Raw genomic sequence first — 13,506 nt, 5'->3', positions numbered from 1 at the left:
GGCGCGTTCGGGTACGGCGCGTTCGGGTACGGCGCGTTCGGGTACGGCGGGCCCGGTCACAGCAGGCCCACGGCGGTGTCGACCGCGGTCTCCACACTGCCCTCGGCGGGGTACAGCAGCGACCGGCCGACGACCATGCCCTGGACGGTGGGGAGCCTGAGGGCCCTGCGCCAGCGCTCGTAGGCGCCCTCCTGGTCGCGGCCGACCTCGCCGCCGAGCAGCACGACCGGCAGCGTGGAGGTCTGCAGCACCTCGGCCATGTCGTCCGGGTTCTCGGTGACGGGCAGTTTCAGCCAGGTGTAGGCGGAGGTGCCGCCCAGACCGGAGGCGATGGCGATGGAGCGGGTGACCGCCTCGGCGGACAGGTCGTTGGAGACCTTGCCGTCGACCCGGCGCGAGATGAACGGCTCGACGAACACCGGCAGCCGCAGCTCCGCCATCTCGTCGACGGCCCGCGCGGTGGACTCCATGGTGGTCAGCGACCCCGGGTCGTCGTAGTCGATACGCAGCAGCAGCTTGCCCGCGTCGAAGCGGAGCCGGGCGATGTCGCGGGCCCGGTGGCCGGTGAAGCGGTCGTCCATCTCGAAGGACGCGCCCGCGAGGCCGCCGCGGTTCATCGAGCCCATGACGACCTTGCCGTCGAGCACCCCGAGGAGCAGCAGGTCCTCCAGGATGTCGGCGGTGGCGAGCACCCCGTCGACGCCGGGCCGCGACAGCGCGACGCACAGGCGCTCGAGCAGGTCGGCGCGGTTGGCCATGGCGAGTCTGCGGTCGCCGACGCCGAGCGCCCCGCGCGCGGGGTGGTCGGCGGCCACGATCATCAGCCTGCCGCTGTCGCCGATCAGCGGGCGGCGCACCCGGCGCGCGGCCGCCTCGGCGACGGCCTCGGGATGCCGGGCCCGGACCGCGGTCAGGTCGGGGATGCTGAGGGTCAAGAGGAAGCTCCGTTCAGGGAGTTGCTCGCGCGAGGAGGTCGTCGACCTCCGCCTCGGTGGGCATCGCGGAGGAGCAGGCGAGACGGGAGGCGACGAGGGCGCCGGCGGCGTTGGCGTACCGCATGGTTCTCGTCAGGTCCCAGCCGGACAGCAGTCCGTGGCAGAGGGAGCCGCCGAAGGCGTCCCCGGCGCCGAGGCCGTTGACGACCTCGACGGGCACCGGCGGGACCTCGGCGCGGGTGCCGTCCCGGTGCACCGCGAGGACACCCCTGGGGCCCTGCTTGACGACGGCCAGCTCCACCCCGGCCGCCAGCAGCGCCTCGGCGCAGGCCTCGGGTTCGCGCACGCCGGTGGCGATCTCGCACTCGTCGACGTTGCCGACGGCCACGGTGGCGTGCCGCAGCGCCTCGGCGTAGTGCGGGCGGGCCTGGTCGGGGTCCCGCCAGAACATCGGCCGCCAGTCGAGGTCGAACACCGTGATGCCCGCCTTGTCACGCGCCTCGAGGGCGGCCAGCGTGGCGGAGCGGCTGGGCTCCTCGCTCAGACCGGTGCCGGTGATCCAGAAGATCCGGGCCGCCCGGATGGCGGAGAAGTCCAGCTCGTCGGTGTGGATCTCCAGGTCCGGGGCCTTGGGCCGGCGGTAGAAGTACAGGGGGAAGTCGTCCGGCGGGAAGATCTCGCAGAAGGTCACCGGGGTCGGGTACTGCGCGACCGGCGTGACCCAGCGGTCGTCGACGCCGAAGCCCTTCAGAGCCTCGTGCAGATAGGTGCCGAAGGGGTCGTCGCCGGTGCGGGTGATGACCGCGGAGGAGCGGCCGAGCCGGGCCGCGGCGACGGCCACGTTGGCGGCCGAACCGCCCAGGAACTTGCCGAAGGTCTCCACCTGCGCCAGGGGTACGCCGGACTGCAGGGGATAGAGGTCGACGCCGATGCGTCCCATCGTGATCAAATCGAAAGGCTGAGCCGACTCGGCCATGTGCGAAGCTCCTTGAGCTGGGCTGGGTGCGGTTCCCAGGGGGCCTTGCGACGGTGCGGACGCGGATCCCGGGGCCTGTCGTCTCCCAGATGTAGGACTCCGAGGGCCACACTGTCAATAGTTTGTACTTACATTCGGACTAGCTCCTGAACTGATGTCTTAACAAAGTATTGACAGCGGACGCGCCAGCGGATTGGATCCGGTCCCAACGCAACAGCCGCGCAAGCGGCACACGGCCCGGATCCGTCCTTACCGGCTCCGGGCCACCGGAACGTCCCGATTCCTTCCTTTCCCGTAACGCAATGAGGTGCAGGACAGATGGACCGCCGCTCTTCTCGCTCCCGCAGGCTCGCCCCCGCCGTGGCCGTGGCCGCGGCAGCGGCCCTGACCCTCGCCGGCTGCTCCAGCGGCTCGGGCGGAAAGAAGTCCGAGGAGGGCGGGAGCGCCGCCTCGGCGGGCAAGGCCACCACGCCCCGGATGACGGTCGCGCTGATCACGCACCAGGGCCCCGGCGACACCTTCTGGGACATCGTCCGCAAGGGCGCCGAGGCCGCCGCCGCCAAGGACAACATCAAGCTCGTCTACTCCGCCGACCCCAACGCCGGCAACCAGGCCAGCCTGGTGCAGAACGCGATCGACCAGAAGGTCGACGGCATCGCCGTCACCCTCGCCAAGCCGGACGCGATGAAGAGCGTCCTGGCCAAGGCCGAGAGCAGCGGCATACCCGTGGTGGGCCTCAACTCCGGCATGGGCGACTGGCAGCAGCTCGGTCTGATGTCGTTCTTCGGCCAGGACGAGTCCGTGTCGGGCGAGGCGTTCGGCAAGAAGCTCAACGAGGTCGGTGCCAAGAAGACCGTCTGTGTGATCCACGAGCAGGGCAACGTCGGCCTGACCCAGCGCTGCGACGGCCTGAAGAAGACGTTCAAGGGCTCCACCCAGATCCTGTACGTCAACGGCACCGACATGCCGTCGGTGAAGTCGACCATCACCGCCAAGCTCAAGCAGGACAGCGGCATCGACTACGTGGCCACCCTGGGCGCCCCCATCGCCATGACCGCGGTGCAGTCGGTGGGCGACGCCGGCAGCAAGGCGAAGATCGCCACCTTCGACCTCAACAAGGACCTCACCGGCGCCATCCAGAAGGGCACCATCGAGTTCGCCGTCGACCAGCAGCCCTACCTGCAGGGCTACCTCGCGGTCGACTCCCTGTGGCTGTTCAAGAACAACGGCAACTACAGCGGCGGCGGCGAGCAGCCGGTGCTGACCGGTCCCGCCTTCGTCGACAAGTCCAACGTCGACAAGGTCGCCGCGTTCGCCGCGAAGGGCACTCGGTGAGTGACATGACCCAGCAGGCCGCGCCGGCGGTGGCCACACCGCCGGCTCCCGGCTCCCGGCAGACCGACGGCCGCACCGTGCGGCGTCCGCTGGCGCTGCGACTGCTCGCCCGCCCGGAGGTGGGCGTCTTCCTCGGCGCCGTCGCCGTGTTCGTCTTCTTCCTCGTCATGGCGCCGCCGGTGCGCGACGGCGGCTCGATGGCGAACATCCTGTACCAGTCCTCGACCATCGGGATCATGGCACTCCCGGTGGCCCTGCTGATGATCGGCGGCGAGTTCGACCTGTCGGCCGGCGTCGCCGTGATCACCTCGGCGCTCACCGCCAGCATGCTCAGCTACCAGCTGACGATGAACATCTGGGTCGGGGTGGTCGTCGCCCTGATCGTGTCGCTCGCGGTCGGCCTGTTCAACGGCTGGATGCTGGTCAGGACCGGACTGCCGAGCTTCCTCGTCACCCTGGGCACCTTCCTGATCCTCCAGGGCGTGAACCTCGCCGTGACCAAGCTGGTCACCGGCAACGTCGCCACCGACGACGTCAGCAACATGGACGGCTTCGACCAGGCCAAGGCGATCTTCGCGTCGTCCTTCGAGATCGGCGGCGTGACGGTGAAGATCACCGTCGTGTGGTGGCTGGTCTTCGCGGCCCTCGCCACCTGGGTGCTGCTGCGCACCAAGTACGGCAACTGGATCTTCGCGGTCGGCGGCAACAAGGAGTCCGCCCGCGCGGTCGGCGTCCCCGTCACCTTCACCAAGATCAGCCTGTTCATGCTGGTCGGCTTCGGCGCCTGGTTCGTCGGCATGCACCAGCTGTTCTCCTTCAACACCGTGCAGTCCGGCGAGGGCGTCGGCCAGGAGCTCATCTACATCGCCGCGGCCGTCATCGGCGGCTGCCTGCTCACCGGCGGCTACGGCTCCGCGATCGGCCCCGTCTTCGGCGCCTTCATGTTCGGCATGGTGCAGCAGGGCATCGTCTACGCCGGCTGGAACCCCGACTGGTTCAAGGCCTTCCTCGGCGTGATGCTGCTCGGCGCCGTCCTCATCAATCTGTGGGTCCAGCGCACGGCGACCCGGAGGTGACCGACATGACCACCGACAACACCGCGGCCCACGGCGCCGTCCTCAAGGACACCCCGCCCGAGGAGGACCGGCCCGTCGTCGAACTCCGCGGCACCGGCAAGTCCTACGGCAACATCCGCGCCCTGCACGGCGTCGACCTCGCCGTCCACCCCGGCAAGGTCACCTGCGTACTCGGCGACAACGGCGCCGGCAAGTCCACCCTCATCAAGATCATCTCCGGGCTGCACCAGCACACCGAGGGCGAGTTCCTCGTCGACGGCGAACCGGTCCGCTTCTCCACCCCGCGCGAAGCCCTCGGCAAGGGCATCGCCACCGTCTACCAGGACCTCGCCACCGTTCCCCTCATGCCGGTGTGGCGGAACTTCTTCCTCGGCTCCGAGCTGACCAAGGGTCCCTGGCCCGTACGCCGCCTCGACATCGCCCGCATGAAGAAGACCGCGGACGAGGAACTGCGCAACATGGGCATCGTCCTGGACGACCTGGAACAGCCCATCGGCACCCTCTCCGGCGGCCAGCGCCAGTGCGTGGCCATCGCCCGCGCCGTCCACTTCGGCGCCCGCGTCCTCATCCTGGACGAGCCCACCGCCGCCCTCGGCGTCAAGCAGTCCGGAGTCGTCCTCAAGTACATCGCCGCCGCCCGCGACCGCGGCCTCGGCGTCATCTTCATCACCCACAACCCCCACCACGCCTACATGGTCGGCGACCACTTCAGCGTGCTGCGCCTGGGCACCCTGGAACTCTCCGCCGCGCGCAGCGAGGTCACCCTCGAGGAGCTGACCAACCACATGGCCGGCGGCGCCGAACTCGCCGCTCTCAAGCACGAGTTGTCGCAGGTCAGCGGCGTCGACGTCGAGGAGCTCCCCGAGGCGGAGGACCTCGCCGCGCCGACCGCGCCCGCACCCGCGCCCGCGCCCGCACCGGCATCTTCGGAAGGGAAGTCCTGACATGGCCCCCGTGCTGGACCGCATCCGGGTCGGCTCCGCCCCCGACTCCTGGGGCGTCTGGTTCCCCGACGACCCCCAGCAGGTGCCCTGGCAGCGCTTCCTCGACGAGGTCGCCGAGGCCGGCTACTCCTGGATCGAGCTCGGCCCCTACGGCTACCTGCCGACCGACCCGGCCCGGCTCACCGACGAGGTGAACAAGCGGAACCTGAAGGTCTCGGCGGGCACGGTCTTCACCGGCCTGCACCGCGGCCCGTCGGTGTGGGAGTCCACCTGGGAACACGTGAGCCAGGTCGCCGCCCTCACCCGGGCGATGGGCGCGGGGCACCTGGTCGTCATCCCCTCCTTCTGGCGGGACGACAAGACCGCCGAGATCCTGGAGGCGCCCGAGCTGACCTCCGAGCAGTGGGGGCACCTGACCCGGGGCATGGAACGGCTCGGGCGCGAGGTCAGGGAGACGTACGGCCTCGACATCGTCGTGCACCCGCACGCCGACACCCACATCGACACCGAGCCCCACGTCGAACGCTTCCTGGACTCCACCGACTCCGACCTGGTCAACCTGTGCCTGGACACCGGGCATTACGCCTACTGCGGCGGCGACAGCGTCAAGCTGATCGAGACCTACGGCGAGCGCATCGGCTACCTGCACCTCAAGCAGGTCGACCCGGACATCCTCGCCGACGTGGTGGCAGGCGAGGTGCCCTTCGGGCCGGCGGTCCAGCGCGGCGTGATGTGCGAGCCGCCCGGCGGCGTACCGGAGCTGGAGCCCGTCCTCGTGGCCGCGCAGAAGCTCGGCGTGGACCTGTTCGCGATCGTCGAGCAGGACATGTACCCGTGCGAGCCGGACAAGCCACTGCCCATCGCGGTGCGCACCCGCAAGTTCCTGAGGTCCTGCGGCGCCTGACATCCCGAGGGGGGACCACCATGGCCCGGTCATCGACATCGTCGACGTCATCGACTCTGAACGTCGCCGTCATCGGCGCCGGCCGGATGGGCGCCGACCATGTGCGGCGCATCCACGAGGTCATCAGCGGGGCCCGGGTGAGCGCCGTCGTCGACGTCGACGCGGAACGCGCCAAGGCCGTCGCGGCCCGCGTCGAGGGCTGCACCGCCCACACCGACCCGGCCGCGGCGATGGCGGCGGCCGACGTCGACGCGGTGCTCATCGCCTCGCCGGGCGCGGCCCACGAGGCGGCACTGCTCGCGGCCCTCGCCCGCGACCTGCCCGTCCTGTGCGAGAAGCCGCTCACCCCGGACGCCGCCTCCGCCCTGCGCGTGCTCGAAGCCGAGCAGAGGCTGGGCCGGCGGCGCGTCCAGGTCGGCTTCATGCGGCGCTACGACACCGAGTACCTCAAGCTCGAACAGCTGCTGCGAACAGGCCAGCTGGGCCGACCCCTGCTGCTGCACCACCGCCACCGCAACGTGGCGAGCCCGCCCGGCTGGACCGGCGACATGCTGATCAGGGACTCGGTCGTGCACGAGATGGACGTCACCCGCTGGCTGCTCGGCCAGGAGATCACGGCGGTGACGGTCCTGCGCCCCACCCCGTCCGGAAACGCCCCGGGTGGCATCCAGGACCCGCAGTTCATCGTCTTCGAAACAGCCGGCGGGGCGATCGCCGACGTGGAGATCTTCGTCAACTGCGGCTTCGGCTACCAGGTCCGGGCCGAGGTCGTCTGCGAACGCGGCACGGCCCGCGTCGGCGACGGCCACGCCATGATCACCCACATGGCCGGCCGCTGGGGCGGCACCATCGCCCAGGACTACCTCGAACGCTTCGCCGCCGCCTACGACCGCGAAGTCCAGACCTGGGTCGACGCCACCCGCCGCGGCGAGGTCACCGGCCCCACCGCCTGGGACGGCTACGCGGCAGCCGCCGTCTGCGAAGCGGGCGTACGGTCCCTGACGGAGGGCGGCCGGGTGGAGGTGGACCTGGTGGAACGCCCGGCGCTGTACGGGTGACACGCCCGTGGCCGCGCTAGAGTCGGGGCCGTACGGCAAGCACGAGCGTCGGCAGGCGGGCGCGTCCTCGACGAGGAGCCGCATCATGAGCACAGCGCGTGACCTGATGATCATCGCCCTGGACAGGAAACCGAGCCGCCCGCTGGAGCGCGGGGACCTGTCGCTGGCCCTGGCCGGCGCCGAGGCGTACGACCTGCTGCGGGCCGAGGTCCTGACCCTGGACGGCGACCGCATCGTCCCACGGCTGCAACCGGAACTCGGCGACCGCCTGCTGGACGAGGCCGCCTCCTCGCTGGCGCGGCAGGTGCCGTACGAAACCCTTCAGGACTGGCTCTGGCGCCGCGGCCGCGGCCTGACCTCCGCGTACCTGACCGCCCTGGAGCACGAGGGCCAGATCACCTGGGAACGCCGCCGATGGCTGCCCCTCCGCGGCGGCCGCCCGGTCCTCACCGACACCGAGGCCCGACGCCGCGCGACCTACCGCTGGGCGGCCGACGAACCGGTGCTCCTCACCCTGGCGGCGGCCGTCGGCATCCGCGCCGATCCGGCCGGCGAGGAACCCGGCGTCACGGACGACGCGGTCCTCACCGTGCTCGCCGCCGTCCACGACGCGGTCATGGAACTGGAGGCGGTACGCCAACGCCGCGCCATCGAGGAGGCGGCGTACGCCAACATCTGGCGGGGGGCGTAGTCCGGCAGCCCCGCCGCACGCCGGTTGGGGTAGTGGCCCTTGGGGAGTTCGAAGCCGACGAGGACCGGCGGAGAGCCGGTATTCAGCCTCGATCCACCGCGTGATTTTTGATCGCGCAGTGTGATTGCTTTTCGGGGTGGGTTTTCGGTTTGGGGCAGGGCGGGGTTCCGGATGGCCGTTCCGGTGGCGGGTTCTCCGAGGTCTTCCAGGTCGTGGGTGGACGGCGGGGTCTGGCTGCTCAGGTCTGCATGCGCTGGCCGGTGGCGGTCCACAGGCCGATGAAGTCGTCGGCCCAGCGCCAGTGTTGGGGCAGGTGCAGCACGAGGCGTCGTCCTGGGCGGGCGATGCGGGCCGGGACGGTGATCAGGTGGCGGCGGATGGTGCCGGTCCGGGCCCGTGCGTGGAAGGTGGAGGTGAGGTGGCCGGCGGCGCGGGTGAGGTTGTAGGCGGCTGCCGCCAGGGTGAGCCAGGCCGCGTTCGCGGTGAACTTCCCCGAGGGCAGGTGGGCCAGGGCGGAGTCCTCCAGGTCGGCGAAGACCTGTTCCACCGCGGCGTGAGCGCGGTGCATGGGCTCGGCGTCGGTGAGGACGAAGACGCTGTCGGTGAAGATCGCGTGGTGGCGCCAGACGGCGAACAGTTCGCTCTGCCCGTCGGGGACCGTCTTGGGGTTCAGCCGTTTCACGCGGCGCACGATGAGCCGGGCGGTGGCGCGGAAGGCCTTCTTCTTGCTGGTGAACGCGGTGAAGCCGATCTCGGCGATCTCTGCGTCGGAGATCCAGCGTTCCTCCTCGTCGTCCCAGATCGCGTCGGTGTACTTGATCGATCTCCAGGCGTCGGGATCGATCGTCTCGATGGCTACGCGGATCGTCTTGGTGACCGCGACGGCCAGGGAGAAGCGGGCGCCGGCCTTGCGGCAGGCGTCCACGACCTTGTGGGAGAAGTAGGCGGAGTCCGCGCGGACGATGATCTGTGCGGTGATGCCCATGGACCGCACCGCCGCGAGGGCCTCGCGCAGCAGCGAGGCGGCGCCCTTGCCGGAGCCCGCCGAGCCCTTGCGCAGCCTTGTTGCGACGATGACCGGCGCGCAGGTGGCGGTCTTGACGGTGACGATCTGGAAGTGGAGGCCGCGGACCTTGGTGTAGCCGAAGGAGGCGCCCTGCTTGGCCGGGCCGTAGACCTGCTTGACCTTGGAGTCGATGTCGACGAACACCACCTCGTCCCCCTTCGGGACGAAGCCCGTGTGGGCGGCCAGATTGCAGGTGAACGCGCGTACCGCCGCCTCCAGTTGACGCACGTGTCCCCAGGTGAAGGCACGCAGGAACGTGCCGAGCGTGGACGGTGCCCGCACCCCTGCGAAGAGTTTCGGCAGCCCGCCGTGCCGCAGCACATCCAGGTCGTCGATGGAGTCCGCGCCGGCCACCATGCCTCCCACGACGCTCATCGCCTTCGCGTCGGCGGCCGTCCCGGCGCCGTTCTTCGCGCCGGTCAGCTTGACCTTCTCGGCGACCAGGGCCGGCAGGCCGCACCGCTCGGCCAGCCGGATCACCGGGACCAGTCCGGCATGCGCGATGAGATTCGGCTCGTCGAACGCGGCGAACACCCGCGCCGGGCTGTGGAACAATTTCACTCGAGAGGTGCCTTGCTGATCGTGCCTGATGTGAGCGTAGAGAACTCTCATCATCGCAGGTCACAAGGCACCTCTTCGTTCCCGGCCCTCACGCCGACCGGTGATCACACGGTGGATCGAGGTTCAGGTCCTGCGGTATTCCATCATGTCCTTGGCTTCGGGGATCGCGGTCCGGTGAGGGGCCCCGAAGATCCCGGGACCCGGCGGGGCACGGACGTCGTCACCGCTCCGGCCCTCGGCGCGGACAGCGTCCTGGTGGGCCGGCCGTACCTGTACGGTCTCGGTGCCGGGGATGAGCACGGGGTGGCGGAGGCGATCCGTCTGCTGGGCGAGGAAGTGCGCCGCGCCGTGCAGTTGCTCGGGGTCGGCAGCATCGGCCGACTCCGTGAGGAGGGACTGCCCCGGTACGCGTCACCGACCCCTGACCGCCGGCCTTCGCCTCGCCCACGGGTGATGAACCGTCTGGCATACTTGCTTTGTTGCGCAATTGTAAAAGTGCTGGGGTGGCTGTTCGTTCCCTCCGTGCGAGGATGCCGTACCGGAACGGCGGACGCGGTCGATCCCTCACAGGGAGGTCTCTTTCATGCCTGCTTCTCCATGGGCTCGCTTCACACGGGTCTTCGCCGCGCTCGGCGTGACCGTGTTGGTGGGAATGGCCCTGCCGGCTTCCGGCGCGTCCGCGGCCACGGGCACCGGTACCGGGGCCGTGGCGGAAGCGTTCAGGAAGGGACCGGTGTACGTCGACCCGCGTGCGGCGGACCAGTTGCCGAAGTCCGCGGCGGACAAGCTCGCTTCGAGGATCGAGGCCGCCGACAAGCCGGTCTTCGTGGCGGTGCTGCCCCGGTCCTCCGATTACCCGCAGGCGTCCCTGATGCGGGATGTGCGGTCGCTCACCGGCATCAGCGGGGTGTACGCCGTGCGCCTGGGAGAGCTGTTCAACGCCAAGGCGGACCGTCAGGTGATGTCGGTGAGTGCCGTCGACAACCTGCGGGGAGCGGTGCAGCGCTCCTACGCCTCGGACGCGGAGGCGCAGCTGAACGCGTTCGTCGACCAGGCCGTCAAGCAGGCCGAGGGGCATGCCCCGGCGTCCTGGCAGGACAGCGGTGAGGGCGGCTCCGGCAATGGCGGGCTGATGGTCGGCGGCCTGCTCGCGGCCACGGCGGTCGGGGGCGGATACGCGCTGCACCGGCGGGCGAAGAAGCGGCGGGAGGCCGAGCGCGCGGAGCTGGAGGCGTTGCGGGTGGTGGTGGACGAGGACATCACCGCCTTCGGCGAGGAACTGGACCGGCTGGATTTCTCCCCGTCCGAGCCGGGCGCCACCGACGAGATGCGGGGCGACTACGCCTACGCCCTGGACGCCTACGAGCGGGCCAAACAGCAGATGGCCGCCGCCGCCGAGCCGCAGGACGTGCAGCCGGTGACCGTCACACTCGCCGACGGCCGCTTCGCCCTGGCCACGCTGGCCGCCCGCCGCAGTGGAGCCCCGCTGCCCGAGCGCCGTGTGCCCTGCTTCTTCGACCCTCGCCACGGCCCCTCGACCAGCGATGTGAACTGGTGCCCGCCGGGCGGCGCGCCGCGCATGGTGCCCGCCTGCGCGGAGGACGCCGTACGGGTCGGCCAGGGCGAGGAGCCGATGACGCGGATGGTCGGCACCGGCCAGGGCGCCCAGCCGTACTGGAACGCCGGTCCGGCGTACGCGCCGTGGGCGGGCGGCTACTTCGGCGGCGCGGGCGCGATGGTCGGCGGCCTGCTCGCCGGCACACTGCTGGGCAGCATGCTCAGCGCACCCTCCGCGTTCGCCTCCTCCGGCGAGCCCTTCCCCTCCGCTCCGGATCTGCCGGAGGGCGGCGAGTTCTCCGGGGCGGACTTCAGTGCCTCCGACTTCGCGGGCGGCTTCGGTGACTTCGGGTCGGACGGCGGGGGCGACTTCGGCGGCGACTGGGGCTGATCCCGCGACGCGGGCCCGCACGGCTGACCGTGCGGGCCCGCCCCGGCGGGGTCAGCCGATCCGGACCTCCTCGATACGCACCGGCCGGTGCTCCCGCAGCGACAGCGTGCACGCCTCCGCGATCCACCCGGCCTCCAGCGCGTCCGCCACCGTGCACGGCGAGGGCAGCCGCCCGGCCACGACCTCGGTGAAGGCGGTGAGTTCGGCGCGGTAGGCGTCGGTGAAGCGGTCCATGAAGAAGTCGTGCGGGGTGCCGGCCGGGAAGGTCACGCCCGGCTCGACGGAACGCAGCGGCAGCTTGTCGTCCAGGCCGACCGCGAGGGAGTCCTCGAAGCCGTGCAGCTCCATGCGGACGTCGTAGCCGCGGGCGTTGTGGCGGCTGTTGGACACCACCGCGATCGTGCCGTCGTCCAGGGTGAGGACCGCGCCGGTGGTGTCGGCGTCGCCGGCCTCCTTGATGTAGTCGGCGCCCCGGTTGCCGCCGACGGCGTAGACCTCGGTCACCTCCCGCCCGGTCACCCAGCGGATGATGTCGAAGTCGTGCACCGAGCAGTCCCGGAAGATGCCCCCGGAGGCGGCGACGTACGCGGCCGGCGGCGGCGCCGGGTCGAGGGTGGTCGACCGCACGGTGTGCAGCTTGCCCAGCTCACCGGCGCGCACGGCGGCGCGGGCGGCGACGAAACCGGCGTCGAAGCGGCGGTTGTAGCCGATCTGCACGGGTACGTCGCCGCCCTGGACCGCCTTGAGCACCTCGACGCCCTCCGCCATGGTGCGGGCCACGGGCTTCTCGCAGAAGACGGGCACGCCCGCCTCGACGGCGGCGAGGATCAACGCCGGGTGGGCGTCGGTCGCGGCGGCCACGACGATGCCGTCCACCCCGGCGGCCAGGACCGCCTCGGGCGAGTCGGCCACCTGAGCCCCGAACCGCTCGGCGGCGGCCTTGGCGGCGTCCACGAACGGGTCGGCGACGACGAGCGAGGTGACCGCGTCGAGTCCGGACAGGGTCTCGGCGTGGAAGGCGCCGATACGGCCGAGGCCGAGGATTCCGATGCGCATGTGCTCCGCTGCTCCTTGTGTGTGATTGCTGTTCCGTTGCCGCGGGGCCCCGGAAGGGCCGACTCCGGTGCGCTCAGTCGAGCGCGCCGAGGACGTTCTGGTCCCAGTCGATCACCGAACCGGTGACCACCCCCGACCGCTCCGGCAGCAGGAGGACGACGAAGTCGGCGATCTCGTCCGGCCGGCCGAGCCTGCCCATCGGCAGCCGTGCCGCGGCCTGCTCCCGCCAGTCGTCGCCGGCGCCGTGGAAGGCGCGCTGGGTGGCGTCCTCGCCCTCGGTCGCGGTCCAGCCGATGTTCAGGCCGTTGATCCGGACCCGGTCGAAGCGGTGGGCGTGCGCGGCGATGGGGGTGCCCCCGCGGGAGCGAAGGCGAGCGTGGGGGAGGGGCGGCCCGATCAGTCCGGCCTTGGCGGCGACGCAGGGCGCGAGGAAGGGCTGACCGCCGTGCGCCGAGGACGTGATGATGTTGACGATCGTGCCGGGCGCCTTGCGGGCCACCATGTCCGCCACCGCCGCCCGCATCGCGAAGAACGGCCCCTTGAGGTTGATCGCGACGTGCGCGTCGAACAGCTCGGGCGTGGTGTCAGGCAGCGTCCCGCGCGAGGTCAGTCCCGCCGAGTTCACCAGGCAGTCGATACGGCCGTACGCCGCGACCACCTGGGCCACCGAGCCCTTGGCCTGCTCGGCGTCGGCGAGGTCGGCCCGTACGAACACCGCCTCGCCCCCGGCGGCCGTCAGCTCCGCCACCAGCGCCTCGCCCCCGGCGGCCGTCAGCTCCGCCACCAGCGCCTCGCCTGGCTCCGGCCGCCGGCCCGTCACGGCCACCACGGCGCCCTCCCGGACGGCGGCCCGCGCGATCGCGGCCCCCACGCCCTGGCTGCCGCCGTTGACCAGGACGACCTTGCCCTCGAGCAGCCCGCCGGGCTGTCCCTTGAGAAGTCCCATGAGAATCCCC

At 71.2% G+C, this 13,506-nt stretch carries 12 protein-coding genes and 1 pseudogene; 8 read left to right on the top strand and 5 right to left on the bottom strand.

Annotation, left to right across the window (positions count from 1 at the left end; translation table 11 throughout):
- Positions 1-56 precede the first annotated feature (56 nt).
- Both ACX25U_RS04430 and iolC read right to left on the bottom strand, forming a co-directional pair.
- Positions 57-935, bottom strand: coding sequence for a Cgl0159 family (beta/alpha)8-fold protein (locus ACX25U_RS04430; RefSeq protein WP_454389221.1), 879 nt, complete (start codon positions 933-935; stop codon positions 57-59).
- Positions 936-948: 13 nt separating this feature from the next.
- The gene (gene iolC, locus ACX25U_RS04425; protein ID WP_454389220.1) at positions 949-1,911 is read right to left on the bottom strand and encodes a 5-dehydro-2-deoxygluconokinase; all 963 of its coding nucleotides are present in this window, start codon (positions 1,909-1,911) and stop codon (positions 949-951) included.
- A gap of 318 nt (positions 1,912-2,229) precedes the next feature.
- On the opposite strand from iolC, the gene ACX25U_RS04420 reads away from it, so the two are divergent.
- The 6 genes from ACX25U_RS04420 to ACX25U_RS04395 all read left to right on the top strand — a co-directional run bounded on the left by ACX25U_RS04420 (position 2,230) and on the right by ACX25U_RS04395 (position 7,919).
- Positions 2,230-3,246, top strand: a complete 1,017-nt coding sequence (locus ACX25U_RS04420; protein WP_454389219.1) for a sugar ABC transporter substrate-binding protein — start codon at positions 2,230-2,232, stop codon at positions 3,244-3,246.
- Between the two features lie 5 nt (positions 3,247-3,251).
- On the top strand, positions 3,252-4,322 hold the full coding sequence (locus ACX25U_RS04415; RefSeq protein ID WP_454394824.1) for an ABC transporter permease: 1,071 nt from the start codon (positions 3,252-3,254) through the stop codon (positions 4,320-4,322).
- A gap of 5 nt (positions 4,323-4,327) precedes the next feature.
- Complete coding sequence (locus ACX25U_RS04410; RefSeq protein WP_454389218.1) at positions 4,328-5,266, top strand: ATP-binding cassette domain-containing protein; 939 nt, start codon at positions 4,328-4,330, stop codon at positions 5,264-5,266.
- A gap of 1 nt (position 5,267) precedes the next feature.
- Complete coding sequence (locus ACX25U_RS04405; protein WP_454389217.1) at positions 5,268-6,170, top strand: sugar phosphate isomerase/epimerase family protein; 903 nt, start codon at positions 5,268-5,270, stop codon at positions 6,168-6,170.
- Positions 6,171-6,190: 20 nt separating this feature from the next.
- A complete protein-coding gene (locus tag ACX25U_RS04400; RefSeq protein WP_454389216.1) occupies positions 6,191-7,228 on the top strand; it encodes a Gfo/Idh/MocA family protein in 1,038 nt (345 codons plus the stop codon).
- Between the two features lie 85 nt (positions 7,229-7,313).
- Positions 7,314-7,919 carry a GOLPH3/VPS74 family protein gene (locus ACX25U_RS04395; RefSeq protein WP_454389215.1) on the top strand — a complete coding sequence of 202 codons (606 nt, stop codon included), beginning with the start codon at positions 7,314-7,316 and terminating at the stop codon, positions 7,917-7,919.
- A gap of 238 nt (positions 7,920-8,157) precedes the next feature.
- Here ACX25U_RS04395 and ACX25U_RS04390 read toward each other — a convergent pair whose 3' ends face one another.
- Entirely contained in the window at positions 8,158-9,546 is a 1,389-nt protein-coding gene (locus tag ACX25U_RS04390; RefSeq protein ID WP_454385070.1) for an IS1380 family transposase, read from the bottom strand.
- On the opposite strand from ACX25U_RS04390, the pseudogene ACX25U_RS04385 reads away from it, so the two are divergent.
- Positions 9,481-9,927, top strand: a pseudogene (locus ACX25U_RS04385) (alpha-hydroxy-acid oxidizing protein); the annotation flags it as partial. The gene ACX25U_RS04390 and the pseudogene ACX25U_RS04385 sit on opposite strands and share 66 nt — an antisense overlap.
- A gap of 202 nt (positions 9,928-10,129) precedes the next feature.
- Entirely contained in the window at positions 10,130-11,494 is a 1,365-nt protein-coding gene (locus tag ACX25U_RS04380) for a hypothetical protein (RefSeq protein ID WP_454389214.1), read from the top strand.
- Positions 11,495-11,545: 51 nt separating this feature from the next.
- Here ACX25U_RS04380 and ACX25U_RS04375 read toward each other — a convergent pair whose 3' ends face one another.
- On the bottom strand, positions 11,546-12,550 hold the full coding sequence (locus tag ACX25U_RS04375) for a Gfo/Idh/MocA family protein (protein ID WP_454389213.1): 1,005 nt from the start codon (positions 12,548-12,550) through the stop codon (positions 11,546-11,548).
- Between the two features lie 73 nt (positions 12,551-12,623).
- The gene (locus ACX25U_RS04370; protein WP_454389212.1) at positions 12,624-13,496 is read right to left on the bottom strand and encodes an SDR family oxidoreductase; all 873 of its coding nucleotides are present in this window, start codon (positions 13,494-13,496) and stop codon (positions 12,624-12,626) included.
- Between the last annotated feature and the right edge of the window lie 10 nt (positions 13,497-13,506).

Source organism: Streptomyces sp. JNUCC 63 (genome assembly GCF_054366325.1).
Note: the sequence above shows the minus strand (reverse complement) of the source record. Positions and strands in the feature narration are given on the sequence as shown.

Coding starts and splice junctions, on each gene's coding strand:
- iolC (WP_454389220.1), bottom strand. CDS start 1,911: ATGGCCGAGTCGGCTCAGCCTTTCGATTTGATCACGATGGGACGCATC.
- ACX25U_RS04420 (WP_454389219.1), top strand. CDS start 2,230: ATGGACCGCCGCTCTTCTCGCTCCCGCAGGCTCGCCCCCGCCGTGGCC.
- ACX25U_RS04415 (WP_454394824.1), top strand. CDS start 3,252: ATGACCCAGCAGGCCGCGCCGGCGGTGGCCACACCGCCGGCTCCCGGC.
- ACX25U_RS04410 (WP_454389218.1), top strand. CDS start 4,328: ATGACCACCGACAACACCGCGGCCCACGGCGCCGTCCTCAAGGACACC.
- ACX25U_RS04405 (WP_454389217.1), top strand. CDS start 5,268: ATGGCCCCCGTGCTGGACCGCATCCGGGTCGGCTCCGCCCCCGACTCC.
- ACX25U_RS04400 (WP_454389216.1), top strand. CDS start 6,191: ATGGCCCGGTCATCGACATCGTCGACGTCATCGACTCTGAACGTCGCC.
- ACX25U_RS04395 (WP_454389215.1), top strand. CDS start 7,314: ATGAGCACAGCGCGTGACCTGATGATCATCGCCCTGGACAGGAAACCG.
- ACX25U_RS04380 (WP_454389214.1), top strand. CDS start 10,130: ATGCCTGCTTCTCCATGGGCTCGCTTCACACGGGTCTTCGCCGCGCTC.
- ACX25U_RS04375 (WP_454389213.1), bottom strand. CDS start 12,550: ATGCGCATCGGAATCCTCGGCCTCGGCCGTATCGGCGCCTTCCACGCC.
- ACX25U_RS04370 (WP_454389212.1), bottom strand. CDS start 13,496: ATGGGACTTCTCAAGGGACAGCCCGGCGGGCTGCTCGAGGGCAAGGTC.